At 60.0% G+C, this 21775-nt stretch carries 17 protein-coding genes and 1 pseudogene; 11 read left to right on the forward strand and 7 right to left on the reverse strand.

All coding sequences use genetic code 11. The features are described from left to right. Nucleotides 1-196 precede the first annotated feature (196 nt). The 3 genes from GGU46_RS06330 to tilS all read right to left on the reverse strand — a co-directional run bounded on the left by GGU46_RS06330 (nucleotide 197) and on the right by tilS (nucleotide 5517). Entirely contained in the window at nucleotides 197-2821 is a 2625-nt protein-coding gene (locus tag GGU46_RS06330) for a TonB-dependent receptor (protein ID WP_183402724.1), read from the reverse strand. 87 nt (nucleotides 2822-2908) lie between these two features. Further along, nucleotides 2909-3721, reverse strand: coding sequence for a GLPGLI family protein (locus GGU46_RS06335; protein WP_183402725.1), 813 nt, complete (start codon nucleotides 3719-3721; stop codon nucleotides 2909-2911). Between the two features lie 467 nt (nucleotides 3722-4188). Then, nucleotides 4189-5517 carry a tRNA lysidine(34) synthetase TilS gene (tilS, locus tag GGU46_RS06340; RefSeq protein WP_183402726.1) on the reverse strand — a complete coding sequence of 443 codons (1329 nt, stop codon included), beginning with the start codon at nucleotides 5515-5517 and terminating at the stop codon, nucleotides 4189-4191. 222 nt (nucleotides 5518-5739) lie between these two features. Between tilS and GGU46_RS06345 the strand changes: the two genes are divergently transcribed. From GGU46_RS06345 to GGU46_RS06380, 7 genes and pseudogenes are all read left to right on the forward strand, one after another. Continuing rightward, nucleotides 5740-7425, forward strand: a complete 1686-nt coding sequence (locus GGU46_RS06345; RefSeq protein WP_183402727.1) for an OstA-like protein — start codon at nucleotides 5740-5742, stop codon at nucleotides 7423-7425. Between the two features lie 112 nt (nucleotides 7426-7537). Next, entirely contained in the window at nucleotides 7538-8365 is an 828-nt protein-coding gene (locus GGU46_RS06350; RefSeq protein ID WP_183402728.1) for an outer membrane protein assembly factor BamD, read from the forward strand. 124 nt (nucleotides 8366-8489) lie between these two features. Beyond that, nucleotides 8490-8822 carry a DNA-directed RNA polymerase subunit omega gene (locus GGU46_RS06355; RefSeq protein ID WP_183402729.1) on the forward strand — a complete coding sequence of 111 codons (333 nt, stop codon included), beginning with the start codon at nucleotides 8490-8492 and terminating at the stop codon, nucleotides 8820-8822. A gap of 143 nt (nucleotides 8823-8965) precedes the next feature. Beyond that, a pseudogene (locus tag GGU46_RS22055) lies at nucleotides 8966-10312 on the forward strand (bifunctional phosphopantothenoylcysteine decarboxylase/phosphopantothenate synthase). Then, the gene (gene porD / locus GGU46_RS06370; RefSeq protein WP_183402732.1) at nucleotides 10305-11231 is read left to right on the forward strand and encodes a type IX secretion system protein PorD; all 927 of its coding nucleotides are present in this window, start codon (nucleotides 10305-10307) and stop codon (nucleotides 11229-11231) included. Before GGU46_RS22055 ends, porD begins: the two are co-directional and overlap by 8 nt. 159 nt (nucleotides 11232-11390) lie before the next feature. After that, on the forward strand, nucleotides 11391-13064 hold the full coding sequence (gene recN, locus GGU46_RS06375; protein WP_183402733.1) for a DNA repair protein RecN: 1674 nt from the start codon (nucleotides 11391-11393) through the stop codon (nucleotides 13062-13064). A 173-nt stretch (nucleotides 13065-13237) separates the two neighbouring features. Further along, nucleotides 13238-14059 carry an enoyl-ACP reductase FabI gene (locus tag GGU46_RS06380; protein WP_183402734.1) on the forward strand — a complete coding sequence of 274 codons (822 nt, stop codon included), beginning with the start codon at nucleotides 13238-13240 and terminating at the stop codon, nucleotides 14057-14059. Between the two features lie 80 nt (nucleotides 14060-14139). Here GGU46_RS06380 and GGU46_RS06385 read toward each other — a convergent pair whose 3' ends face one another. Next, the gene (locus GGU46_RS06385) at nucleotides 14140-15072 is read right to left on the reverse strand and encodes a carboxypeptidase-like regulatory domain-containing protein (RefSeq protein ID WP_183402735.1); all 933 of its coding nucleotides are present in this window, start codon (nucleotides 15070-15072) and stop codon (nucleotides 14140-14142) included. Between the two features lie 284 nt (nucleotides 15073-15356). Here GGU46_RS06385 and GGU46_RS06390 point away from each other — a divergent pair, with 284 nt between their 5' ends. Both GGU46_RS06390 and GGU46_RS06395 read left to right on the forward strand, forming a co-directional pair. Then, nucleotides 15357-16694, forward strand: coding sequence for a cytochrome P450 (locus GGU46_RS06390; RefSeq protein ID WP_183402736.1), 1338 nt, complete (start codon nucleotides 15357-15359; stop codon nucleotides 16692-16694). Between the two features lie 177 nt (nucleotides 16695-16871). Continuing rightward, nucleotides 16872-17822 (forward strand): pectinesterase family protein, encoded by a 951-nt coding sequence (locus tag GGU46_RS06395; RefSeq protein ID WP_183402737.1) that lies wholly within the window; start codon nucleotides 16872-16874, stop codon nucleotides 17820-17822. A gap of 12 nt (nucleotides 17823-17834) precedes the next feature. On the opposite strand, the gene GGU46_RS06400 is transcribed toward GGU46_RS06395, so the two are convergent. Then, entirely contained in the window at nucleotides 17835-19043 is a 1209-nt protein-coding gene (locus tag GGU46_RS06400) for a porin (RefSeq protein WP_183402738.1), read from the reverse strand. A gap of 185 nt (nucleotides 19044-19228) precedes the next feature. Between GGU46_RS06400 and GGU46_RS06405 the strand changes: the two genes are divergently transcribed. Continuing rightward, nucleotides 19229-20176, forward strand: coding sequence for a pectinesterase family protein (locus GGU46_RS06405; protein WP_183402739.1), 948 nt, complete (start codon nucleotides 19229-19231; stop codon nucleotides 20174-20176). Between the two features lie 10 nt (nucleotides 20177-20186). Here GGU46_RS06405 and GGU46_RS06410 read toward each other — a convergent pair whose 3' ends face one another. Beyond that, complete coding sequence (locus GGU46_RS06410) at nucleotides 20187-20594, reverse strand: hypothetical protein (RefSeq protein ID WP_183402740.1); 408 nt, start codon at nucleotides 20592-20594, stop codon at nucleotides 20187-20189. Between the two features lie 195 nt (nucleotides 20595-20789). On the opposite strand from GGU46_RS06410, the gene GGU46_RS06415 reads away from it, so the two are divergent. Continuing rightward, complete coding sequence (locus GGU46_RS06415; protein ID WP_183402741.1) at nucleotides 20790-21206, forward strand: tellurite resistance TerB family protein; 417 nt, start codon at nucleotides 20790-20792, stop codon at nucleotides 21204-21206. A 135-nt stretch (nucleotides 21207-21341) separates the two neighbouring features. Here the strand turns inward: GGU46_RS06415 and GGU46_RS06420 are convergent, their stop codons facing one another. After that, entirely contained in the window at nucleotides 21342-21773 is a 432-nt protein-coding gene (locus GGU46_RS06420) for an ACT domain-containing protein (protein ID WP_183402742.1), read from the reverse strand. Nucleotides 21774-21775: the final 2 nt, after the last annotated feature.

A 21775-nucleotide genomic window follows, 5' to 3' on the forward strand; every position in this document is an offset into this window, starting at 1 on the left:
CATGCAGAGGCGTAGCCAACGCATCTTGCGTGCCGCCGTTGCCAGGGTAACTGTCATGCCAGCTCAAGCACAAGGTTCTGGAAAAGCACGCAAAATGTCTCGGCAAGCTCGACAGGAAAGCTACTTTGGCAGCGTCGGCACGCAGGATTTCTCGATCAGCTCGGAATGACCGTTGTTTCTTCCCTTTTCACACAGCCTAAAAAGAAGCCCGCGCCGAAACCAGCAGCTGCCGCGGCCGCAGCGCATACTCGTTCTGCACCAGCACGAAGTCGTACACAAAGGCATACTGATAAGCCCGGCTGTTGAGCAGATTACTGGCCCTTACCTCCACATCGAGCTTGCGGGCCGTGGGCAGGGTGTAGCGGTAGCTGGCATCGGCAAAAAACGTGCGGACGGTGGCACCGGTGCCCGCGTTCTGGTAGTATTCGGTGGCGAAGAGCAACTGGTGACGCTCGGTAGGGTAAAGAGCCAGGCTGGCGCGGTGCTCCTGCAGGCGCGTGGTGGGCTGGGCGGCCGCGTCCACCCGGCTCCGCAGTGCCGTCAGCAGCCCCGCGTATTCCAGACTCCCCCAGCTGAAAGCCGCCGCATTGGCCCGCAGCCGCACCGTACCCGACTGGTTGCGGGTGGTAGCTGGGGTAGCGTTCAGGAGCAGGGGCTGCTGGCTGGCCGAGCCGCTGAGCTGTAGCGTCAGGGTGGTTTTCCAGGGGCTGATGAATTTGCTGGCCTGGGCCGCCAGGGTATGCCGGGGCGCCGTAGCGCGCCGGGCCACGGCCACGGTAGTCAGGGTGCCATCGGGGCGCACCAGGCTGCGCAGCAGCTGGTTGCGGGTGCTGCTGCTGAAGCTGTAGGTGGCCTGGTAAAACCACGAGGTCAAGGGGTTTTCGTAGTACAGCCCCAGGCGCGAGCTGATAACCCGCTCCTGGGTGAGCGGGGCCGCGTTGCGCTGCAGGGTGCGGTAGTCGCGCAGCAGATAGCCGTAGTACAGCTGCTCCGGGCTGCCGGGCTGGTTGGTCAGTTCGGCGCCGGCCCGGGCGTTCCACAGCCCGCTCAGCTCGTAGCGCCCCGAAATCTGGGGCTCCAGCGCGAGCCAGCGGCGGTGCTGGGCGGCGGCCAGCGGAGCGTCGGTAGCCCGGAAGGTGCGGTAGCTCAGAGGGGCTTCGGCCTCCAGATGCCACCGGGCGGTTTTGTATTCCAGCGCCGGCTGCAGGTAGTAGCGGGCCTGGTGGGCGCGGAGGCGGTTGCGCAGCGTATCGGGGGTAGGCGCCTCGGCCCCCTCCGTCCCCGACGATACGCCCAGCTCCGAAGTCAGCCCCTGAATTTCCTGTGTGAAGCCGGCCGTGGCCGTGTAATGCCAGTGTGCCCGCCCCCACAGCAGGGCCGCCGAGTTGCTGGTGTAGAGCGTGTGCTGCCGGGCTTCCTGCCTGGCTTGGGCGTAGGGCTGCCCACCCGCCAGAACCTCCGGCAGGGGCCCCGGCGCCACCAGCAGCCGCTGCGGACTACCGGCCAGCGTCAGGACGGAGTTTACCTGCACCATGCGCCCCGCGCCGGCGGGCCGCACCAGGGCCAGGCGGTTGCTGAAGCTGGTAAACGGGTTGCGGGCCTGCTGGCGCAGCAGCTCAGCTTCCGGGCCGCGCGTGAGCAGGCCGGTTTGCTCGTCCCAGCTGCGCACGAGGCTGAGCGTGTTCTTGAGGTAGTACTGCTTCACGTTGCGGATGTAGGCCAGGTCCATTGTGAGCTGGCGGGGGCGTAGCTCGTTGCGCTTATCCTCCGTGAGCGTGATGGCGCGACCATCAGGCAGGGTGTAGCGGGTGCGGGTGGTGCCGGTGCGCGTCTGCTCATCCGTCAGGTAGGAGGCGTTGAGGCGCAGCTGGGCCTCTTTGCTGAAGGGCACCAGATGGTTGGCGCTCAGCAGGTGCACCCGGTTAAACAACCACCGGCTGGCCGGCAGCGGCGGCGCCCCCAGGCCCTGAATGCCCGTCAGCTCGGGTTTGCGCAGGCCGGGCTCCCGCAGCCGCTGGAAGTCATCGAGGCCCAGGGGCTTCAGCTCAGCGGCTACGTCCTGGCCGGTGTTGTTGGTCTGGTAGGTATCCAGCAGCTGCTGCCGGGGCGTAAACAGCATGGGCGAGAGGTTGGCGTTCCAGAGCAGCGGGGCCGCGCCCAGCCCCAGGCGGGCCTGCCCGGTGGCCGTCACCTTCTTTTTCAGGCTGATGTTCAGGGAAGCCTGCTCCGTGTTCTGCACCCCCCGCAGGGCCGCAATGGGCTGGTGGCGCTTGAGCACCTGCACGTCCTGCACGGCCTCGGCGGGCAGGTTGTTGCTGGCCTGGCTGTAGCGGCTCTCCAGCAAATCGGCCCCGTTGATGTAGAACTTCTGAATGGGCCGGCCCTCGTACAGAATGCGCCCATCGGCCTCCACTTCCACGCCCGGCAGCTTTTTGAGCACGTCGGCAATTACCCGGTCCTTCTGCTCCGTAAACGCCGACACGCGGTAGCTGAGCGTGTCGCCCTCGCGCCGGATGGGCGGGGCCTTAATGGTGACTTCCTTGAGCTGGGTAGTGCTGGCTGGTAGCGCCAGGGAAATGGCCTGCGATTGGTTGCGCAGCCGCCGCGTCTGCTCCTGGAAGCTAAGGCTACGTGCACTCAGCAGCACCGAATCGGCGGTGAATGCCAGGCGCACCGTGAAGCGGCCGGCCTCATCTGTTACCGCCACCGCCGACTCGTCGAGGGCGGGGAGGGGCTGCACTTCCACCAGCGCCCCCGGAATAGGCTGGCGCTGGGCGTCGGTGATGGTGCCGGTAAGCGTGGTTTGGGCAACAGAATGCAAGCGGAACCACAGTAGTACAGCTGCCGTCAGTAGAAGCTTGCCTAGCATTGGACCCGGTTGATGTAATGTGTTGTAGATAGATAGTTGCTAATATTTAAGTTCAATAAAATTATTTTCTCTCTTTATTCTTTCTTTGTATTTTATTTTTTGATTTTCATAGTCTCCATACTTCCATCCATTCTGAGCCATAATGTCAATGGCATTATAGTGAAAATTCCTCCAGCTGTTAAGAAATTTGACTCTAGTAGTAGGGGTGATTTTTGCTTTGAGGGGAATTAGTTTTATATCTTGTTTGGTTCTGTTAAGGGTAATCATTTCAAAAGAATAATGCTTTCTTGTATCCTGAATCTTGATAATTAAACCGGGTAAGCCCATGAATTTGTAAGGTCCATCACTTGCCGGAATTTCCTTCGTAAACCAAGCATCATACGTACGACCAGCGTAGGAGGTGGTAGCTCGCTGGCAGGTGTACCCGGCTATTGTACGGCGTTCCGTTGTTATCGTCCACTGGAATGGATTAGTTTCTGTGTATTTGTAGTCAGTAGTGTATATGTTGTCGTAAGTAGCTATATTATTATTTTCTTTAATAATAGTATAAGTGAAATAAGGATCTGGTAGACTTGAAAGCTGAACGTTAGAATTGACGGGAGGGTGTTCGCTTGCTGATAATAAAAGTGAATCTAATAAAAAGCTATTGATAGCTTGAAATTTTGATTTGCCATTACTTATGAACAAGAAATACTTTTCCCTTCTTAAGATAGAAGAGTTAGTGGAATCAGGTTGAAATGTGAGATTGTATATGCACTTAATATTTTGATAATTTTGGCCTTGTGCTACTTTTTGGCCGTGCGCTGTAATGCTACCAAGTAAAATCAGGATGAATAAAAAATGTCTTTTCACAACAAAGTTGATAGGACGTTCATGCCGTGGTTAAATGGAAAAAGAGCCTATAGTAAGGCCCTTTTTCTTCGTAATGTGCAAACAGCACAGATTTTCTATCTACAGAGTGTACGTTGGGCCTCTACTGCCCGACGATATACATCGGCGTATTCTCCACAATCTACCGCGTGAAGTCCGCAACTCAATTCTACGTTGTAGCACTCCCACTGAAATACCAAGGGCTGCGCTACGCCTTTATTGGCTGGCTCCGGACGCGCTGGTTGTGTGACTAAAGCTTTTGTTTCGCTTGAGGCAAAAGATTCTGCAGCCATGCTGCTGAACGATACACCACCCAGCAGGGCGGCCACTACTAGAAATTTTTTCATGATACTATGAGGGTTATATGAAATGGTTCCCTAAATAAGTATCATTGAGTAGTGCAATCAAGGACAAATCGGGCCATTTTGTGACATTGGGAGTTCCTCACATTACATCCGCTTCACCACCAGCACCCGCTCGGTTTCCTCGGTCACCTTAAACCGGTCGTCGGGGCGGAAGCCGATAACCCAGGCAATCTTGCCGTCGGCGGAAACCAGCACCTGCACGTTGTCCTTGAGATTGAGGGGCACTTTCTGGTCGATGAGAAAGTCGGAGAGCTTTTTCTTGCCCTTCATCCCGATGGGCATAAACCAGTCGCCCTCCTGCCAGGCGCGCACCGTGAGCGGAAACTTCAGCACGTCGGCATCCAGCGCGGCCACGGCTTTGCCGCGGGGTACCTCGAAGTCTTCGGTTACTTCCAGCAGCTCGGTACGCAGGTGCAAGCCATCAATCTTGAGGGCTTCCTGCCCGGCCTGCAGCTGATGGGTGCCAAACTTGGTGAGGGTACGCGGGGTAATGACCAGCTGCTCCCGATCCTTCACCAGCAGGTGGGTCGGCGACTCAAACCGGCGGCCTGACTCGGCCCCGAAGCTCTGCACGATGTCTTTCACGACCAGGTAAGAAAAGCCGAAGGGCCGCAGCAGCTCGTGCAGCACTACGGCGGTAGCAGCTGTATTCTGCAGGGTTCGGATGTCGAGGTAAGTGGTAGTGGCTTCGTCGCGGCGGGCCTGGGCGGCGGTTTCTTCCACGTAGCGGCGCACGATTTCTTCGGCCCCGCCCACCCGCTCGGCCGTGATGCTCATTGTATGGTCGAGGGAGGGGTTGATGTCGCGCAGCACGGGTAGCACCTCCAGGCGCAGGCGGTTGCGCTGGTACACCGGCGAGTCGTTGGAGGCGTCTTCGCGCCAGATCAGGCGGTTTTCCACCACGTAGTCGTAGAGGTCGGGCTTGCTCACGGCCAGCAGAGGACGTACCAGGTGGCCGGTTTTGGGCCGGATGCCGTGCAGGCCCGCCAGCCCGGTGCCGTGGGTGAGGTTGAGCAGCATGGTTTCGGCCGTGTCGCGCTGGTGGTGGGCCGTGGCAATGTAGTCGAGGCCCTGGGCCTGGCGGATGCGCTCAAACCACTCGTAGCGCAAGGCCCGGGCCGCCATCTGGGTCGAAACGCCTTCCTGCTCGGCAAACTTTTTGGTCTGGAAAAACTCTACGAAGTACGGCACCTCGTACTGCCTCGCCAGCTTGCGCACGAACTGCTCGTCGGCGTCGGCTTCCTCGGCCCGCAGCCCGAAGTGGCAGTGGGCTACGGCAAACTCTACCCCCAGCTTGTGCAGCACATGGGCCAGCACCACGGAGTCGAGGCCGCCGCTGACGGCCACCAGCAGCTTATCGGTGGGGGAGAAGAGGTTGTGTTCCTGTATGTAGGCTTGGATTCGGTCGAGCATGGGGGGTAGGAAAAACTAAAATTTGCACTGGGAGGTAGGGAGCGGGGCTTGCCCCCGCCCGTCGTCCGAACGATATCGTCCACTCGGCAAATTACCCGCATGGTATCGTTTGGGCGGCGGGCGGGGGCAAGCCCCGCTCCCTACTGCTGTTCTTTGTGGAACATTCGTACTATTCCACAAAGAAAACCGTTAGCAACGGCCCTTCTTTACCTTTGCAGTTAAATGTCGTTCCCGAAGTCTCTTTTTCTCCTTCTGCTGCTGCTGCCTACCCTCACCTGGGCCCAGCAACGTCCGGCCGCGCGGCCTGCTACCCCTGCTACCCCGCCGCAAGGTCAGCGCATTGAGTTGTTACCCGGTGCCGGTAAGCTGGTCGGGGGCACTTTCAACGGAGTTGAAATCCGGAAAATCATCGGCAACGTCAGCTTCCGGCAGGGTACCACGCTGCTCTACTGCGACTCGGCCTACCAGTACACCGAGCGCAACGCCCTGGAGGCCTTCAGCAACGTGCGCATCATTCAGAACGACACCATCACTATCACGGGCAACCGGGGTACCTACGACGGCGACACCCGCAAGGCCCGCATGACCGGCAACGTGACCATGCGCGACCCGCGCATGACCCTCACCACCCAGTTGCTCGACTACGACCTGAACCAGAACCTGGCCTACTACAGCACCGGCGGCCACCTTCAGGACCCCGAAAATACGCTGGATAGCCAATTTGGCTACTACAACACCCAAAGCAAGGTGTTCAGCTTCAAGCGCAACGTGAAGCTGGTGACCAAGGAAAACAACATCGACACGGATACGCTGCAGTACAACACGGTCAGCAAGATTGCCTACTTCTTCGGGCCGACGCGCATCCGGGGCAAGCAGGGCAACCTCTACGCCGAAAACGGCACCTACAACACCATTACCAAGGTGTCCAACTTCGCCCGCAACGCCCGAATTGAGACGCCCAATTACCTGCTCGGCGGCGACAAGCTGTTCTACGACGAAGCCCGGCAGTACGGCGTAGCTACGGGCCACGTCTCGATGACTTCCAAGAAGGATAACCTCGTAATTCGGGGTGATGTGGGCCGCTACTGGCGCACGCAGGGCCGGGCCAAAGTGTACGGCAGCCGCCCCGTGATGCGCAATATCTCGGACCGGGATACGCTCTACCTCACCGCCGATACGCTGGTGAGCGTGGAGGGGCGCCCACCCCAGAACAAGGCCGGCGTTATCTATGCCTACCGCAAGGTGGCCATCTTCCGGGCCGATCTGCAGGGCCGCTGCGACTCCTTGACCTACGACCGGCAGGATTCGGTCATCTACCTCAGCCACGACCCGGTGCTCTGGAACCAGCGCAACCAGCTCACCGCCGACTCCATCCAGATTCAGCAGCGCCGGGGCCAGATCGACCAGATGCGGCTCTACGGGCACGCCTTTAGCATCGGGCAGGATACCCTGCTCAACTTCAACCAGGTGAAGGGGCGCTACATGGTGGCCTACTTCCGGGATAAGTCGATAAAAAAAATTGACGTGCTTGGCAACGCCGAGAGCCTCTACTATGCTCTTGAGGGCGACACGGCCGTGTCGGGGGTCAATAAAAGCCTCTCGGCTACCATGGCCCTGCGCTTTGCCGACAGCAAGCTGCAGACCATTAGCTTTCTGACCAATCCGGAGGCCAGCTTTATTCCGCCCAATGAGCTCAAGCCCGAAGATGCCAAGCTGAAAGATTTCCGGTGGCGGGCTACGGAACGCCCCACCCGCCGCCAGACGTTAGGCAAGCACTTCGCCCCGCCGGCCAAGCCCAAAAAGAAGGCCGCGCCGGTTAAGAAGAAAACTGTTTCTGCCCGCAAAACTACCCCGAAAAAACCGGCCTCCACCAAACCGAAATCAACTGCCAAACCAGCGCAGAAATAAACCAGGCAGGACGCCGGTTGCCGCACGTTTTCCGGGCTCCCTGTCCTGGCCACCAACAACCCGCAACGGGCACCTGATTTGCCTCACCGATTATTCTTACCTTTGCGCCCTTATGCTGTCTTTTCGCCCTGCCTTTTTTGTTCTGTTATTGAGCGCGTTGCTGCTCGGCTCCTGCTCCGGCTACCAGAAGCTGCTCAAGAGTACCGACGTGAACAAGAAGTATGAAGCCGCCATCCAGTACTACGAAAAAGGCGACTACTTCAAGGCCGGCACCCTGCTCGAAGAACTGAATCCTCTGCTGAAAGGGCGTCCTGAGGCCGAAAAAGCCCAGTTTTACTTCGCCAACACCAACTTTCAGCAGCGCAACTACACCCTGAGCGCCTATTACTTCAAGACGTTCTACGAAACCTATCCTAACTCGCAGTACGCCGAGGAATCGGCGTTCATGCAGGCCAAGTCGTTGTTCCGCGACTCGCCCGACTACCAGCTGGACCAGACCAATACCATTGCCGCCCTGGAAGTCATTCAGGATTTTCTGAACCGCTTCCCCGAGAGCCGGTTCCGGGCCGAGACGGAGGGGATGTCGCAGGAGCTGCAGAAAAAGCTGGAAAACAAAGACTTCCGCGCCGCCCGCCTCTACTATGATCTGCGCTACTACCAGTCGGCCGTAACGGCTTTCACGGGCTTTCAGCAGCAGTACCCGGCCTCGGGCCTGGCCGAGCAGGCGGCCTTCTACAAGCTCAGCGCCCAGCACGACCTGGCCCGGGAAAGCGTAGAGGAAAAGCAGCGCGAGCGGTACCTGGAAGCCATTGCTTTCTACCAGAACTTTGTGGATGCCTTTCCGCAAAGCAAAAATCTGAAGGAAGCGGAGCGCATGTACGAAAACGCCCGCGACGAAGTAGCCAAAATTAAATCTGCCGAATCGACGGCCGCCAAATAACGTGTACTGCGAACAATGAGCTTGCATCGTGCTGAATGTGGTTTAGACAGCGAACCGTATTTTGCCATGTTGCCGGCCTGCTCACAGTACTCCTACCTTCTGCACATTCTCAACTCATCAGTTTATGAAGACTCCGAATAACGTACCCGCTTCCATTGTGACCCGCAACATGTCGGACTTCACCCACGAGACCGGCAACGTGTACGAGAGCATTGCCATCATCTCGAAGCGCGCCAATCAGATTTCCGTGAAGCTGAAAGAAGAGCTCAACGGCAAGCTGGCCGAGTTTGCTACCACCGTGGACAACCTCGAAGAAGTGTTTGAAAACCGCGAGCAAATCGAAATTTCCAAGCACTACGAGCGTCTGCCCAAGCCCACCAACCTGGCCGTAGAAGAATTTCTGGAAGGCAAAGTGCACTTCCGCACCCTGGCTGAGGAGGAGCCCAAAGCGGAGTAGTACTCAGGTTCAGGCCAGATAAAGCAACGGATTACACAGGGGTAGCCACTGGGCTGATCTGTGTAATCCGTTTTGTTTGTACATACCTTGCTACCCCCGCCCGAGTAAGGAGGGGTAGGCGGCCCGATAAGCTGTAAGACCCCATGAGTTCTGTTGTATCCGTCCTGCAAGGCCGTAAGATTCTGCTGGGCGTCAGTGGCAGCATAGCGGCCTATAAGTCGGCCGTGCTGGTGCGGCTGCTGGTGAAGGCCGGTGCCGAGGTGCAGGTCGTTCTGACGCCCGCCGCCGCCGCTTTCGTTACCCCCCTCACGCTGGGTACGCTCTCGAAAAATCCGGTGTTGCAGGGCTTTCTGAAGGATGAGCGGGCCGGCGAGTGGCACAACCACGTGCACCTGGGCCTGTGGGCCGATGCGCTGGTGGTAGCGCCCGCCTCGGCCAATACGCTGGCTCACCTCGCCAACGGCCTCTGCGACACTTTGCTGGATGCCGTGTATCTGTCGGCCCGCTGCCCGGTGTTCGTGGCGCCGGCCATGGACCTGGACATGTACCAGCACCCGGCCACCCAGGCTAACCTGGGGCGCCTGCGCCAGTACGGAAATACCGTGTGGGAGTCGCCGGCCGGGGAGTTGGCCAGCGGCCTCAGCGGCCCTGGCCGCATGCTGGAGCCTGAGGAAATAGTAGCTGAGCTGGAGCGGTTCTTCAGCTAGAGCCGGGCCGAAAGCAGTCGGCTGAAACAGGTTTACGAAAGGGAAGGGGGTAGGAAAAGCGGCAGCCCTTACCTTTAAGGTCTGACCGGGGGGAGCCCCTCCGCCTTTTCGCTTTCTTCCAACTCCTCTGGCATGCGTGTTCTGATTACGGCCGGCCCCACCTACGAACCTCTCGATCCGGTGCGCTTTATAGGCAACCACAGCACCGGCAAAATGGGCTACGCGCTGGCCGAAACCTTTGCGGCGGCCGGCGCCGAGGTGCACCTGATCAGCGGCCCAACCAGCCTGCCCGACCCCAGCCACCCCGGTATCCGGACGCAGCGGGTGCAGACCGCCGATGAGATGTACGCCGCCGCCGAAGCGCTGGCTTCTGCGGCCGATATCTGGGTATTCGCGGCGGCCGTGGCCGATTACAAGCCAGCCCACGTAGCGGAAAACAAGATTAAGAAAGCCGGCGACACGCTGACCCTGGAGCTGGTAAAGAATATTGACATTGCCGCTACCCTGGGCAAAACCAAGCGGCCCGAACAATTTTCCGTGGGTTTTGCGTTGGAGACGGAAAATGAGCGGGCCCACGCCCTCAGCAAGCTTCAACGCAAGAATTTCGACCTGGTAGTGCTTAACTCCCTGCGCGATGCCGGCGCCGGGTTCCGCCACGATACCAACAAGATAACCCTGCTGGAAGCCGATGGCCGCGTGACTATCTTTGAACTGAAGCCGAAATCGGAAGTAGCCCGCGACATTGTGCACACTGTTCTAGCTCGTCTGTCTCATCATGCGTAATCTTCCGCTGCTGTTCTGTCTGTTGCTTGCCGCCGTGCTGTTCACGCGCCCCGCCCGGGGCCAGGAGCTGCAGGCCGAAGTAACCGTGACCACCGAAAACGTAACCATTTCGGACCGGCAGCTGGTGCAGCAGATGCGCAACGACATGCAGACGTTCCTGAACACGCGCACCTTCACCAACCAAGCGTACCGGCCCGAGGAGCGGATCCGGTGCCGCTTCTTCGTGGGCATCACGGAGATTCCGCAGAACGGCACGTACCGCGCCACCGTGCGCATTGTGAGCACCCGGCCCGTGTACGGCACCGGCTACGAAACCAATCTGCTGAGCTTCGCGGATCGGGGCTGGATCTTCAATTACTCGCCCCAAAACCCGATTGACTATTCGGAAAATACCTTTGTTGGCAACCTATCGTCCTTGCTGTCTTTCTACGCCTACGTTATCATCGGGATGGACCAGGACAGCTTCGCGCCCCTGAGCGGCTCGCCTTACTACGACCGGGCCCGCACCATTGTCACCAATGCCGCCTCCCAGAACGTCACCACCGAGGCCGACGAAGGGTGGAAGGATAGCAACAACGCCAACCGCTACAATCTGCTCAACAACCTCCAGGACCCGCAGCTGCAGGCTTTCCGAGCCACGCTCTACGCCTACCACCGGCAGGGCATGGATATTTTTATCACCAAGCCCGAAGAGGCCCGCGCCAATATTGCTACCTCGCTGCGCGGTATTCAGGAGGCGGTGGTGCGGCGGCCAAACACCTTGCTGGCCCGCGCTTTTTTCTCAACCAAGGCCGACGAAATGGCCAATATCTTCCGCACCAGCCCCGATCAGGAGCAGAAAGTAGCGGTGGCCACCTTGCTTTCGGAAACCGACCCCACCAACTCAGCCAAGTACCAGGCCATCCTGCGGCAACCGTAGGCAAGGAAAACCGGTACGAATTATTAAGCAAAATAAGTTAGCAATTAACTAAATGAGCTAGTAGCTTTGCTAAAGCTACTAGACCCGGTTGTGACCGGCCCGTAGCATTTCTCTTTTGTCAGCTACGGCCGGTTGTGCGGCCCTCATCGTTGGATTGCTATGCTCGTTGACCTGCGCATCCGAAACTACGCCCTGATTGAGCAGCTCCAGCTGCAACCCTCGGCTCTCCTGAATATCATTACCGGTGAAACCGGGGCGGGCAAGTCCATCATGCTCGGGGCCATTGGCCTGCTGCTCGGCAACCGCGCCGATTCGCGCATGCTTTTCGATACGGAGAAGAAGTGCGTGATTGAAGGCCAGTTTGATATCAGCAGCTACCAGCTGCAGGATATTTTCGAAGCCGAAGACCTCGATTACGACACCCAGTGCATTCTGCGCCGCGAGATTAGTCCGGCCGGCAAGTCCCGGGCCTTCGTGAACGATACGCCCGTGACCCTGGACACCCTGCGTAACATCGGGGCCAACCTCATGGATATCCACTCCCAGCACGATACGCTGCTGCTGGGCGACGCCGTGTTTCAGCTGAACCTACTGGATTTGTACGCTGGGCTGGTGCCTACCCGCGCCCAGTACAGCAATGCCTACCGCCAGTACCGCAAGCTGGAAGCCGATCTGAAAACGCTGGAGGACCAGGTGGCTCAGGCCAATAAGGAGCTGGATTACCACAGCTTTCTGCTCAATGAGCTGGAAGATGCTCGTCTCGACAACGAGCAGCAGGACGATCTGGAGCAGGAAGTAAAGGAGCTAGAGCACGCCGAGGAAATCAAGTTCAAGCTGACCTCGGCCCTGCAGCACCTCTCGGAAAGCGAGTATTGCGCTACCGGCTCCATGAAGGAAGCGGCCACCCTGCTGGGGCAGATTGCCGCCTACTCGGAGCAGGCCCGGGAGCTGAAGCACCGCCTTGATAGCTGCCTGATAGAGCTCCACGATATTGCCGACGAAATAGAGGTAGTAGAGCGCCGCACCGAAGGCGACCCCGCCCGCATCGATGAGCTGCAGGGCCGCCTGAACGTGCTGTATAACCTGCAGCGCAAGCACCAGGTCCGCGACGTGGTAGGGCTGCTGGCCGTGCGCGGCGACTTGCGCGACAAAGTAGGCTCTGTGCTTAACCTCGACAAGCAGATTGCCCGCCTGCGCCGCGACGCCGAAGGTGCTTTGGCAACCGTGAAAAAGCAAGCCAGTCGCCTTTCGGAAGCGCGCCGCAAGGTGTTTCCGAAGTTTGAGAAGGAGCTGGTGGCTCTGCTGGCCGACCTGGGTATGCCGAACTCCCGCATTGTGGTGCAGCACCAGGAAGGTCCGCCCGCCACCAGCGGCATCGACGTGATTAGCATCCTGTTCACGGCCAACAAAGGCGCCCAGCCCCAGACCCTGAGCAAGGCCGCTTCCGGGGGGGAATTCTCGCGCCTGATGTTGTGCATCAAGTACATGCTGGCCGATAAAACTGCCCTGCCCACCATCGTATTCGATGAAATTGACACGGGCATCAGCGGGGAAATTGCCGTGAAGGTGGGCCGCATGATGCAGCAGATGGCCCGCAAGCACCAGCTCATTACCATCAGCCACCTGCCTCAGATGGCCGCCGCCGGCGACGCGCATTACTTCGTGTACAAGGAAGACCGCGCCGACCGTACCGTGAGCAATATCCGGATGCTGAACCTGGAGGAGCGCATTCATGAAATTGCCCAGATGATTTCGGGTGCCAACCCCAGCCAGCACGCCTACCAGAGTGCCCGTGAACTGCTGGCCATGCGGGGCGAGGAGCTGGTGGGGTAAATAGACGAACTTATTAGAACGTCATGCTGAGCGAAGTCGAAGCATCTCGTGTGCGCCGTTGGAGTAGTAACTCAACGTCAGCACACGAGATGCTTCGACTTCGCTCAGCATGACGTTCTTTATTTTTTTCGCCTCTTTTGTATTTCAAACTCCAACACGCCTCTACTCATCCTATGTCCAATAACCTACTCGCTGGCAAGGTCGGCATCATTTCCGGCGCGCTGAACGAAGAATCCATTGCCTGGAAAGTAGCCCTGAAGGCTCACGCCGAAGGTGCCCGCTTTGTGCTCACCAACGCCCCGCTGGCCATGCGTATGGGCGAAATCAACAAGCTTTCGGAGCAGTGCAACGCGCCCATCATCCCGGCCGATGCTACCTCTATGGAGGACCTGGAGAAGCTGTTCAGCGGTGCGCAGGAGCAGCTTGGCGGCAAGCTTGATTTCGTGCTGCACAGCATTGGCATGAGCGCCAACATCCGCAAGGGCAAGCACTACGGCGAGCTGAACTACGAGTGGTACCAGAAGACCCTGGACGTATCGGCCCTGTCGCTGCACAAGATGCTGGCCGTGGCCGAAAAGCAGGATGCCTTCAATGAGTGGGGCTCGGTGGTGGCCCTGAGCTACATTGCGGCCCAGCGCGCCTTCCTCGACTACACCGACATGTCGCAGGCCAAGGCCGTGCTCGAAAGCATTGCCCGCAGCTACGGTCAGCGCCTCGGCAAGCTGAAGAAAGTGCGCGTGAACACCGTTTCCCAGTCGCCCACCAAAACCACGGCCGGCACCGGCATCAGCGGCTTCGATGCGTTCTACGAGTACGCCGACCGTCTCTCGCCCCTGGGCAACGCCCCGGCCGAAGCCTGCGCCGACTACTGCATCAGCCTGTTCTCCGACCTGACGCGCTACGTAACCATGCAGAACCTGATGCATGATGGCGGCTTCAGCACCACCGGTATTTCGGAGGAAATCGTGGAGCTCATCACCAATAGCAAAGCCTAGGCTGCCAGTTGTTTCCAATAAAAAAAGCCCAGCCTGCATGGCTGGGCTTTTGCGTTTAGGTTGGGGTATGCGCCTTCCGGTTAGTAAAAGAAACGGCTGAGCGCCAGGGTTACTTCCGTGTAGGTGCGCAGGGAGTTGATTTCTATCCCCGCCTGCAGGTTTAGGGGCAGCGGGCAAGCCAGCCGGCCCTGCCACTGCCAGTAGCCGGGCCAGCGCGTGGCCTGCACGCTGGCCTGCAAGCCGAGGGAGCTGGGTAGTACCTGTTGCTGAAGGCCCAGCGTATAGCCATAGCCGTGCGCACCAGGGCGCATTTCTGTGCCCGATGCCGCCCCAAGTTGAGCGTACCCGCCGCCTAGCACCACAGTAGGCAGGGCCGAATGAATGAATCTGGCCAAATCGAAGGTAAGCACCGCCTGGTAGCTATGGAAGCTCAGGTTGGCCGGTCCGTTACGTACGTGCTGGTAGCCTACGGACTCGCCCACGTACAGCGGCCCCAACTGGCCCAGGGCCGGCAGCTCAAGGCTGGTTGTGAAATCGTAGTTGCGGTGCAGATTAGTGCGGTAACTAGCAGCTACTGTCACGGGCACCATAAACGGACGCGGCAGCCACCGGTACCCGTACAGGCGAAGATTGCCGCCAACGGGCGTGTACCGGACTCCGCTCGTCAGGCCCACCGCCAACTTAGGGGAGCTGAAAGAACATTCGATGATATGGGGATTGATGGCTAACCGAAACACGCGCGGAAGGCTAACAGCCACGCGCTGTTCCTGCGTGAGGTAGCCGATGGAATAGAAAACTAGGCTTACGCTATCCTCGGGTTCGGGCAGCACAGTAAAGGCAAACGAGCCGTCAGAGTTGGAGGAAACTCCGTTGGTAGTGCCTTTCTGCAGAATGGTAACGCCCGGCAAGCCGGCCCCGGTTTTATCATCGAGGACCCGGCCCACTACCTGGGCCTGCTGGGCCAGGGTGGAGAAGCATAGCAGAGAAAAGATAAAAAGTAGCAGGTGTTTCATAGGGTGCAGGAACGGGTACACCCAGTAGATGCACCTGCAGCTCAGATTTCATACCAGGGCCCTAAAATAATTGAAGACTGCTGCTTCTCTGGCCCAGAGTGCTACCGGACCGCTGCGTGGTTATGGAGGTGTGAGAGTTCAGGAAATAACACAAGCTGCCTAGTCCAAGGCGAAGTACCATACGATGGTAGTGATTCTCCTGGCTCGTCTATATCCTGCGCAGCGCTACCCCGTAAGGTAAAGGTATCCGCTTCGGCGATGCACCCGCTACCTATTTACCGGCTATGCCTAAGATTTTCCGCGACCCGAGCTTCGATAGTACCCTGGATGTGCTGCGTGAAGGCTACCCCTTCCTCTACAACCGAAGTCAGCGCTTCAACTCCGACATCTTCCAGATCCGGCTGATGGGCCTGCCAGCCATTTGCCTGCACGGAGCCGAGGCCGCCGAGCTATTCTACAACCCCAAGCTCTTTATCCGGAAGGGGGCCGTGCCGCGCCGGGTGCAAACCACGCTTATGGGCCTGGATGCCATCCAGACCCGCGACAACGGGGAGCACCGCTGCCGCAAGGAAATGTTCATGGCCCTAATGGGGCCCGCCAGCCGGCAGCGGCTGATGAGCCTACTGGCCGAGCAATGGCAGCGCTACGCCCACCGCTGGGAGAAGATGGACCGGGTAGTGCTCTTCCGCGAAGCCCAGGAAATTCTGTGCCGGGCGGCCTGCGCCTGGGCCGAGGTCCCCTTGGCAGAAGAGGAAGTAAGCCAGCGCGCCCGCGACTTCGGCGACATGGTGGATGGCTTTGGCGGGGTAGGGCCCCGGCACTGGCGCGGTAAGCAGGCTCGCAGTCGGGGCGAGAAGTGGATGCGCGGCATTATCCGGGCCATCCGGAAGGGCCAGCTGCCCGTGCAGAAAGGCTCGCCGGCTCATATGGTAGCCTGGTACCGGGACACGAACGGCGAATTGCTGGATGTACAGATGGCCGCCATTGAGCTCATGAACGCTACCCGGCCCATCGTGGCCATTGCTACTTACATCACCTTCGCGGCGCTGGCCCTGCACGAGCACCCCGCCTACCGCCAGCTGTTGCGCAACCCCGCCGAGGATTATGCCGAGCTGTTTGTCCAGGAAGTACGCCGTTATTTCCCCTTCACGCCGTTTGTGGGGGCACTGGTACGCGAGGAGTTTACCTGGCACGGCTTCGAGTTCCCGAAGGGCACGCTGGTGCTGCTGGACGTGTACGGCACCAACCGCGACGAGCGGGAGTGGCAGGACCCGGAAGTGTTCTGGCCCGAGCGGTTCCGGCAGCGGAAGCCCAGCCCCTACGACTTTATTCCGCAGGGCGGAGGCGAGTTCCTGACCGGCCACCGCTGCGCCGGCGAGTGGATTACCATTGAGGCCCTGAAGCAAGCCGTGGCCTTCCTCAACGACGGCATCCGCTACGACGTGCCCGCCCAGGACCTGCGCTACAACCTGACCCGCATGCCCACGCTACCCGCCAGCGGCTTCGTGCTGACCAACGTGCAAGCTACCGGCAAAGGCGCCCGGGCGGCTCTGCCCATGCCCGCCGCCGGCAGCGAAAAGGCCGCAGCTATGGCGATGGGTTGCCCGTTTCATAAGGGGTAGGGGGTAGCGTTGTCGGGCGGCCCATTGCAGCCATTGCGTGGGCGCCGCCGGGATGAATGCTGCCGGAGGGGTAGGAAGCGGCAACGTTCCCGGCAACGTTTGCGCGAAAATTCCGGGGTAGCGGGCCGGAAGTGCGGCCTGTTCCGCCTAAGTTGCCGCCCTACCCACCCGCGCGCTATGAAACCCGTTCTGCTTTCCTGCCTGCTGCTCTGGCTGACGCTGGGCCGCGCCCTCGGCTACGATTTTGTGGTGGCCCAGGATGGCAGCGGGCAGTTCCGGACGGTGCAGGAGGCCTTCAATGCCGTGCCCGATTTCCGGAAGAAAGTCACCACCATCTTCATTAAGAAAGGCGTGTACAAGGAGAAGCTGATTCTGGCTGGCTCCAAGCACTTCGTGAAAATAGTGGGCGAGGACCGGGAGAAAACCATCCTCACCTACGACGACTATAATCAGAAGAAAAACATCTTCGGGGAAGACAAGGGCACCTCGGGCTCGGCCAGCTGCTACATCTACGGCGCCGACTTCACGGCCGAAAACCTCACGTTTCAGAACTCCTCGGGGCCGGTGGGGCAGGCCGTGGCCCTGTGGGTGGCCGGCGACAAAGCCCGGTTCCGGAACTGCCGCTTCCTCGGTTTTCAGGATACGCTTTACACCTACGGCTACGGCAGCCGCCAGTACTACGAGGGCTGCTACATTGAAGGCACCGTGGATTTTATCTTCGGCAGCAGCACGGCCTGGTTTGAGCGCTGCACCATTTTCTGCAAAACCGGCGGCTTCGTCACGGCCGCCTCCACCCCCGACAGCACCCGCTACGGCTACGTGTTCAACCAGTGCCGCCTTACCGGCGACGCCCCTGCCGGCAGCTTCTACCTCGGCCGGCCCTGGCGGCCCTACGCCAAAACCGTGTTTCTGCGCTGCGAGTTGGGCAAGCAGATCAGGCCCGAAGATTGGGACCATTGGGACAAGGAAAGCAACAAGCAAACCGCCCGCTACGCCGAGTATCAGAGCCGGGGCCCCGGCGCCGCCCCCACGCAGCGCGTAGCCTGGACCCGGCAGCTTTCCGACGCCGACGCCCGGCAGTACACCCTGCCCACCGTGCTCCGCGGCTGGGACCCTACCCAAGACTAAGCGCCGCTACCCCTAAAAATTAATTTGAGCCTGCAGGCGCAGCAAGCCGCCGCGCTGGCGGTTATCCGGCTTCTGAAAATCCTCGAACCGGCGCCGCGACAGGGTGTACATCGTCACCAGCTCGAAGCTGGGGAAGGGCTGCCACTCCAGGCCCAACTCCGCCTCGCGCACCTGGTAGCTGCGGGCGTCCCGCTCGTGCTTTTTGCCGCCCTCGTAGTATTGCAGGCGCAGGAAGGGGTAGAGTTGCTGCTGCCGGTAGCGCAGGCGGTAGTTGAGCAGCACGTAGCCCCCGTGCAGGCGCCGGGTTTCAATGCTGTCTGTGCGCGGGTTAAATTCGGGGCCGCGGCCCACGTTGTACTCCGTCTGGATGCCGAATGGCTGGGGGTAGAGCACGAAGGTAGCGGCCGCGCGCTGATCGGGGTAGCGCAGGTCGGGGCGGTGCTTCACGCCGCTCGAGAGCTGGTCGCGGGCCACTACGTACTCGCCGGAATAAGCCTGCAGCGCGGGCTCAATGATCTGATTGCCAATAGCCAGGGGGTAGGTTAGGCGGGCTGCTACGTGGCGCTGGTTGTTCAGCTCGGGGCGGTTGGCCGTCTGGCCGTTGAACACGCCAAGGCCCACCACGCCGTAGTCGCCGGAGCCCTTGAGGCCATCTTTCACCAGCTGACTAAAGCGCTGGCGCACGGCCGTGGGTGCCCAGTACAGGAACGCCCCCAAATCCCGCTCGTTCGACAGGGCACTGTTCAGGGCATCGTTGCGGTCCAGCGGGAGGCGGTTCTGGCTCGACTGCATGTTCTCGAAACCGAAGGGAATTTTGCTCTGACCGATGCGCACCCGAAACTGGTTGGTTTTTTCCAGACCCAGGTCCAGGTAGGCGTCGCGTATCTGGGCAATGTGCAGGGAAGTACTGCCGCTGGGCGTGCTGGCAAAATCGGGCTGGAGGTAGAAGTACACCCGCTCGTGCAGCTGCCCGTAGAAAATTACGCGAATGCGCCGGAAGGAAATACCGCCGTTGCGGCCCCACGACCGGTCGCACTGCTCGCAGGCCAGGTCGGGGTTGGTTTCCAGCAGGCGGTTGTAGCGGGCCTGCAGGTAGCCCCGGATGGCAACTGTTTCAAACCATTTTTTTGCTGTTGGGTGGGGCTTGGCTGCCGTGTCAGGGGCTTGGCCATGGGCGAAGCCTACTGCCAGAAGCAAAAGGCTGGTTAACAGTTTCTTCATAGAATGGTAATGCTGGCGCAAAGAGCGGCATTACCTATTACTTCAATGTGACCAGACCATTACGCGAATGTTACCAATGGCCTTAACCTAACCGAGTTGCCACCACATGCGGCGCCGCTCCTGTACTGCAAAGCCGGGTAGCTTTTCTACTTTCGATTTCCGGCGTACTGATTTACCCCCATTCAATGAAATATTTTCTGGTAGTGATACTCGCCTGGCTAACCCTGAGCCGGGTTAGGGGTGCGGAACTGGTAGTAGCCCAGGACGGCAGCGGGCAATTTCGGACGGTGCAGGAGGCCATTAATGCCGCGCCTTCGCAAGCGGAGCAGGAGGTAGTAATCCGCATCCGCAGGGGCGTGTACAAGGAAAAGCTGGTAGTGCCGGCCGCCAAAACGCACCTGACGCTGCTGGGCGACGAGCGGGACCAGACCATCCTGACCTTCGATGACCACAGCGGCAAGGGTAGCCTCAACACCTACACCTCGTACTCGGTGCTGGTACAGGGGGCTGATTTCCGGGCCGAAAACCTCACCTTCCGGAACACGGCCGGCCGCACGGCGGGGCAGGCCGTGGCCCTGCACGTGGAGGCCGACCGCTGTACCTTCCGCAACTGCCGCATCCTCGGCGACCAGGATACCCTGTTTCTGGCTACTGCCCACACCCGGCAGTATTTCTACCGGTGCTTTGTTGAGGGCACCACCGACTTTATTTTCGGGAGCAGTACGGCCGTATTCGACCACTGCACCATTCGCAGCAAGAAAAACTCCCACATCACGGCGGCCGCTACCCCCGCGGACCAAGCCTACGGCTTTGTGTTCCGGAAGTGCCGCCTCACGGCCGATACGGCTTTGGCCACCAACGTGTCGTTGGGGCGGCCCTGGCAGCCCTACGCCCAGGTAGCCTACCTGCGCACGTACATGGGGCCGCACATCCGGCCCGCGGGCTGGGACAACTGGAAAAAGCCCGAAAGCGAAGAAACCGCCCGCTACGTGGAGTACCGCTCCACCGGGCCCGGCGCCGCGCCGGCCGCTACGCGCGTGGCCTGGGCCCGGCAGCTTTCTGCCCGGGAGGCGCGGGCGTACACGCTCAGGCGCCTCTTCGCCGGAACTGAGCCCTGGAAGCCAAAGCGCTAAACAACCGAAACTAGTTCTGGGCCCGCAGCCAGTCTTCGGCCGCTTCCAGCTCCTGGAACATATGAATCTGTAGCTGGTCGCCGATGCGCTGCTGCAGGTCTTCCATGGAAAACTGCCCGAACACATCCGGCGACACTACCTGCCCGATGTAGCGCAAGCCGGCCCCAATGATGAGCGGAGTCCAGACCTGCTGAATCCAGTCGTTGGCTTCGGTGAAGGCGCCCACCAGGCTGCGGTGGTCGTTGAGGAGCTTGGCACAGGGCTTCTGCCGCAGCATTTCCAGGTGGGTCAGGCCGCCGTCCATCACGGTGCCCAGGGTCTGGCGGCCGTGCCAGCGCGCATGCACCCAATTGTCGAGTAGGTTGCGCTCAATGGTCAGATAGGTGCTGCCGTCGCCCCGTTGCAGTGATGTAATCATGAATAAGCGCGCCAAATAAGTAGTGCCCGCGTGGGGCACATCAGTCGAACAGTGGTGCCCAAAGAAACGACATGTATAGGGGAATGTTTGAGGGCCAGGCCGTGGAAAGCGGTAAATAACCTTCCGCCGGAGGCCGCGTTCAAAAGAAAACTCGCCCCAAGGCGGCTAATTCTCTCACCTTCCACCGCTACCGCTATGCAGTCGCAACACACCCTCGAAGAGGTTTTGAATACTGAGCAGAAGAAGCTGAGCTTCTTCCAGAATTTACTGCTGATAGCCTCCGCCGACGGCCAGCTGGACGAGCAGGAAGGCGACTTTCTGCTGCAGATTGGCAACCGCCTGGGCCTGACGTCCAAGCAGACCCAACCCCTGGCCGACAACTTGAGCGTACTCAGCTTTGTGGTGCCCGCCGACGGCCTGCAGCGCACCCTGGAACTCCAGACGCTGGTGCAGATGATGCTGCAGGACGGCCAGATTGACCCCCGCGAGTACGGCCTGTGCATGGAGTACGCCAACCGCATTGGCTACGGCAAGGAAATCCTGGACGACATGGTAAGCCAGTTGGCCGGCGCCGGACCGGTAGTCAACCGCAACCCGCCTACGGTCAGCTAATTGCTTTCGGCCTTCCGCCAACGGAGGTAGCCTGGGGCGGGCACTACTGCCGCGCCGGGCTACCTCCGTTGCGGATTTATTCCGGTGCGAGGCCGGCCGATGCCCAACCCGGGGGGCAGATTTGGGGCTGATTATTTACGTGTTGGCGGCCCCCAAAGGGCGTTGCACCGGCTTGGCTTCGGCCAGCTCCCGCAGAATCCGGAGGGCCTTTTCCGCGGCGGCAGCGGGCACGAAAAGATGGTCGTGGTAGTAGGCGGCCACTACGTTGCAGCTGATGCCGCCCTGGGCCAGGGCCCGCGAAAAGGCGGCCGTCAGGCCCACGGCCTCCAGCGCCGAGTGCACCGTCAAGGTAATCCAGGCTGCCACAAAGGTGTAGGGCAGCCCCAGCCGGTCGGCCGTGGCCTGGGGCAGAATAACGGTAAGGCCCTCTCGTTCCCGAAAGGTGCCAACCACTTCCGTGAGTGGCAGTTCTTCCGGCGTGGCAACGGTGCAGTACACGTAAGTGCCTGGCTGCAGCTCCGGCTTCAGGGTACGCAGCAGCTGGGTTAAATCGGTTTGGCCGGGCATAG

Source organism: Hymenobacter latericoloratus, from assembly GCF_014199535.1.
GTDB lineage: Bacteria > Bacteroidota > Bacteroidia > Cytophagales > Hymenobacteraceae > Hymenobacter > Hymenobacter latericoloratus.

What these genes read in the sequence shown, in the direction of transcription:
- tilS (WP_183402726.1), bottom strand. Translation starts at nt 5,517, where the DNA reads ATGCTCGACCGAATCCAAGCCTACATACAGGAACACAACCTCTTCTCC.
- GGU46_RS06345 (WP_183402727.1), top strand. Translation starts at nt 5,740, where the DNA reads ATGTCGTTCCCGAAGTCTCTTTTTCTCCTTCTGCTGCTGCTGCCTACC.
- GGU46_RS06350 (WP_183402728.1), top strand. Translation starts at nt 7,538, where the DNA reads ATGCTGTCTTTTCGCCCTGCCTTTTTTGTTCTGTTATTGAGCGCGTTG.
- GGU46_RS06355 (WP_183402729.1), top strand. Translation starts at nt 8,490, where the DNA reads ATGAAGACTCCGAATAACGTACCCGCTTCCATTGTGACCCGCAACATG.
- porD (WP_183402732.1), top strand. Translation starts at nt 10,305, where the DNA reads ATGCGTAATCTTCCGCTGCTGTTCTGTCTGTTGCTTGCCGCCGTGCTG.
- recN (WP_183402733.1), top strand. Translation starts at nt 11,391, where the DNA reads ATGCTCGTTGACCTGCGCATCCGAAACTACGCCCTGATTGAGCAGCTC.
- GGU46_RS06380 (WP_183402734.1), top strand. Translation starts at nt 13,238, where the DNA reads ATGTCCAATAACCTACTCGCTGGCAAGGTCGGCATCATTTCCGGCGCG.
- GGU46_RS06385 (WP_183402735.1), bottom strand. Translation starts at nt 15,072, where the DNA reads ATGAAACACCTGCTACTTTTTATCTTTTCTCTGCTATGCTTCTCCACC.
- GGU46_RS06390 (WP_183402736.1), top strand. Translation starts at nt 15,357, where the DNA reads ATGCCTAAGATTTTCCGCGACCCGAGCTTCGATAGTACCCTGGATGTG.
- GGU46_RS06395 (WP_183402737.1), top strand. Translation starts at nt 16,872, where the DNA reads ATGAAACCCGTTCTGCTTTCCTGCCTGCTGCTCTGGCTGACGCTGGGC.
- GGU46_RS06400 (WP_183402738.1), bottom strand. Translation starts at nt 19,043, where the DNA reads ATGAAGAAACTGTTAACCAGCCTTTTGCTTCTGGCAGTAGGCTTCGCC.
- GGU46_RS06405 (WP_183402739.1), top strand. Translation starts at nt 19,229, where the DNA reads ATGAAATATTTTCTGGTAGTGATACTCGCCTGGCTAACCCTGAGCCGG.
- GGU46_RS06410 (WP_183402740.1), bottom strand. Translation starts at nt 20,594, where the DNA reads ATGATTACATCACTGCAACGGGGCGACGGCAGCACCTATCTGACCATT.
- GGU46_RS06415 (WP_183402741.1), top strand. Translation starts at nt 20,790, where the DNA reads ATGCAGTCGCAACACACCCTCGAAGAGGTTTTGAATACTGAGCAGAAG.
- GGU46_RS06420 (WP_183402742.1), bottom strand. Translation starts at nt 21,773, where the DNA reads ATGCCCGGCCAAACCGATTTAACCCAGCTGCTGCGTACCCTGAAGCCG.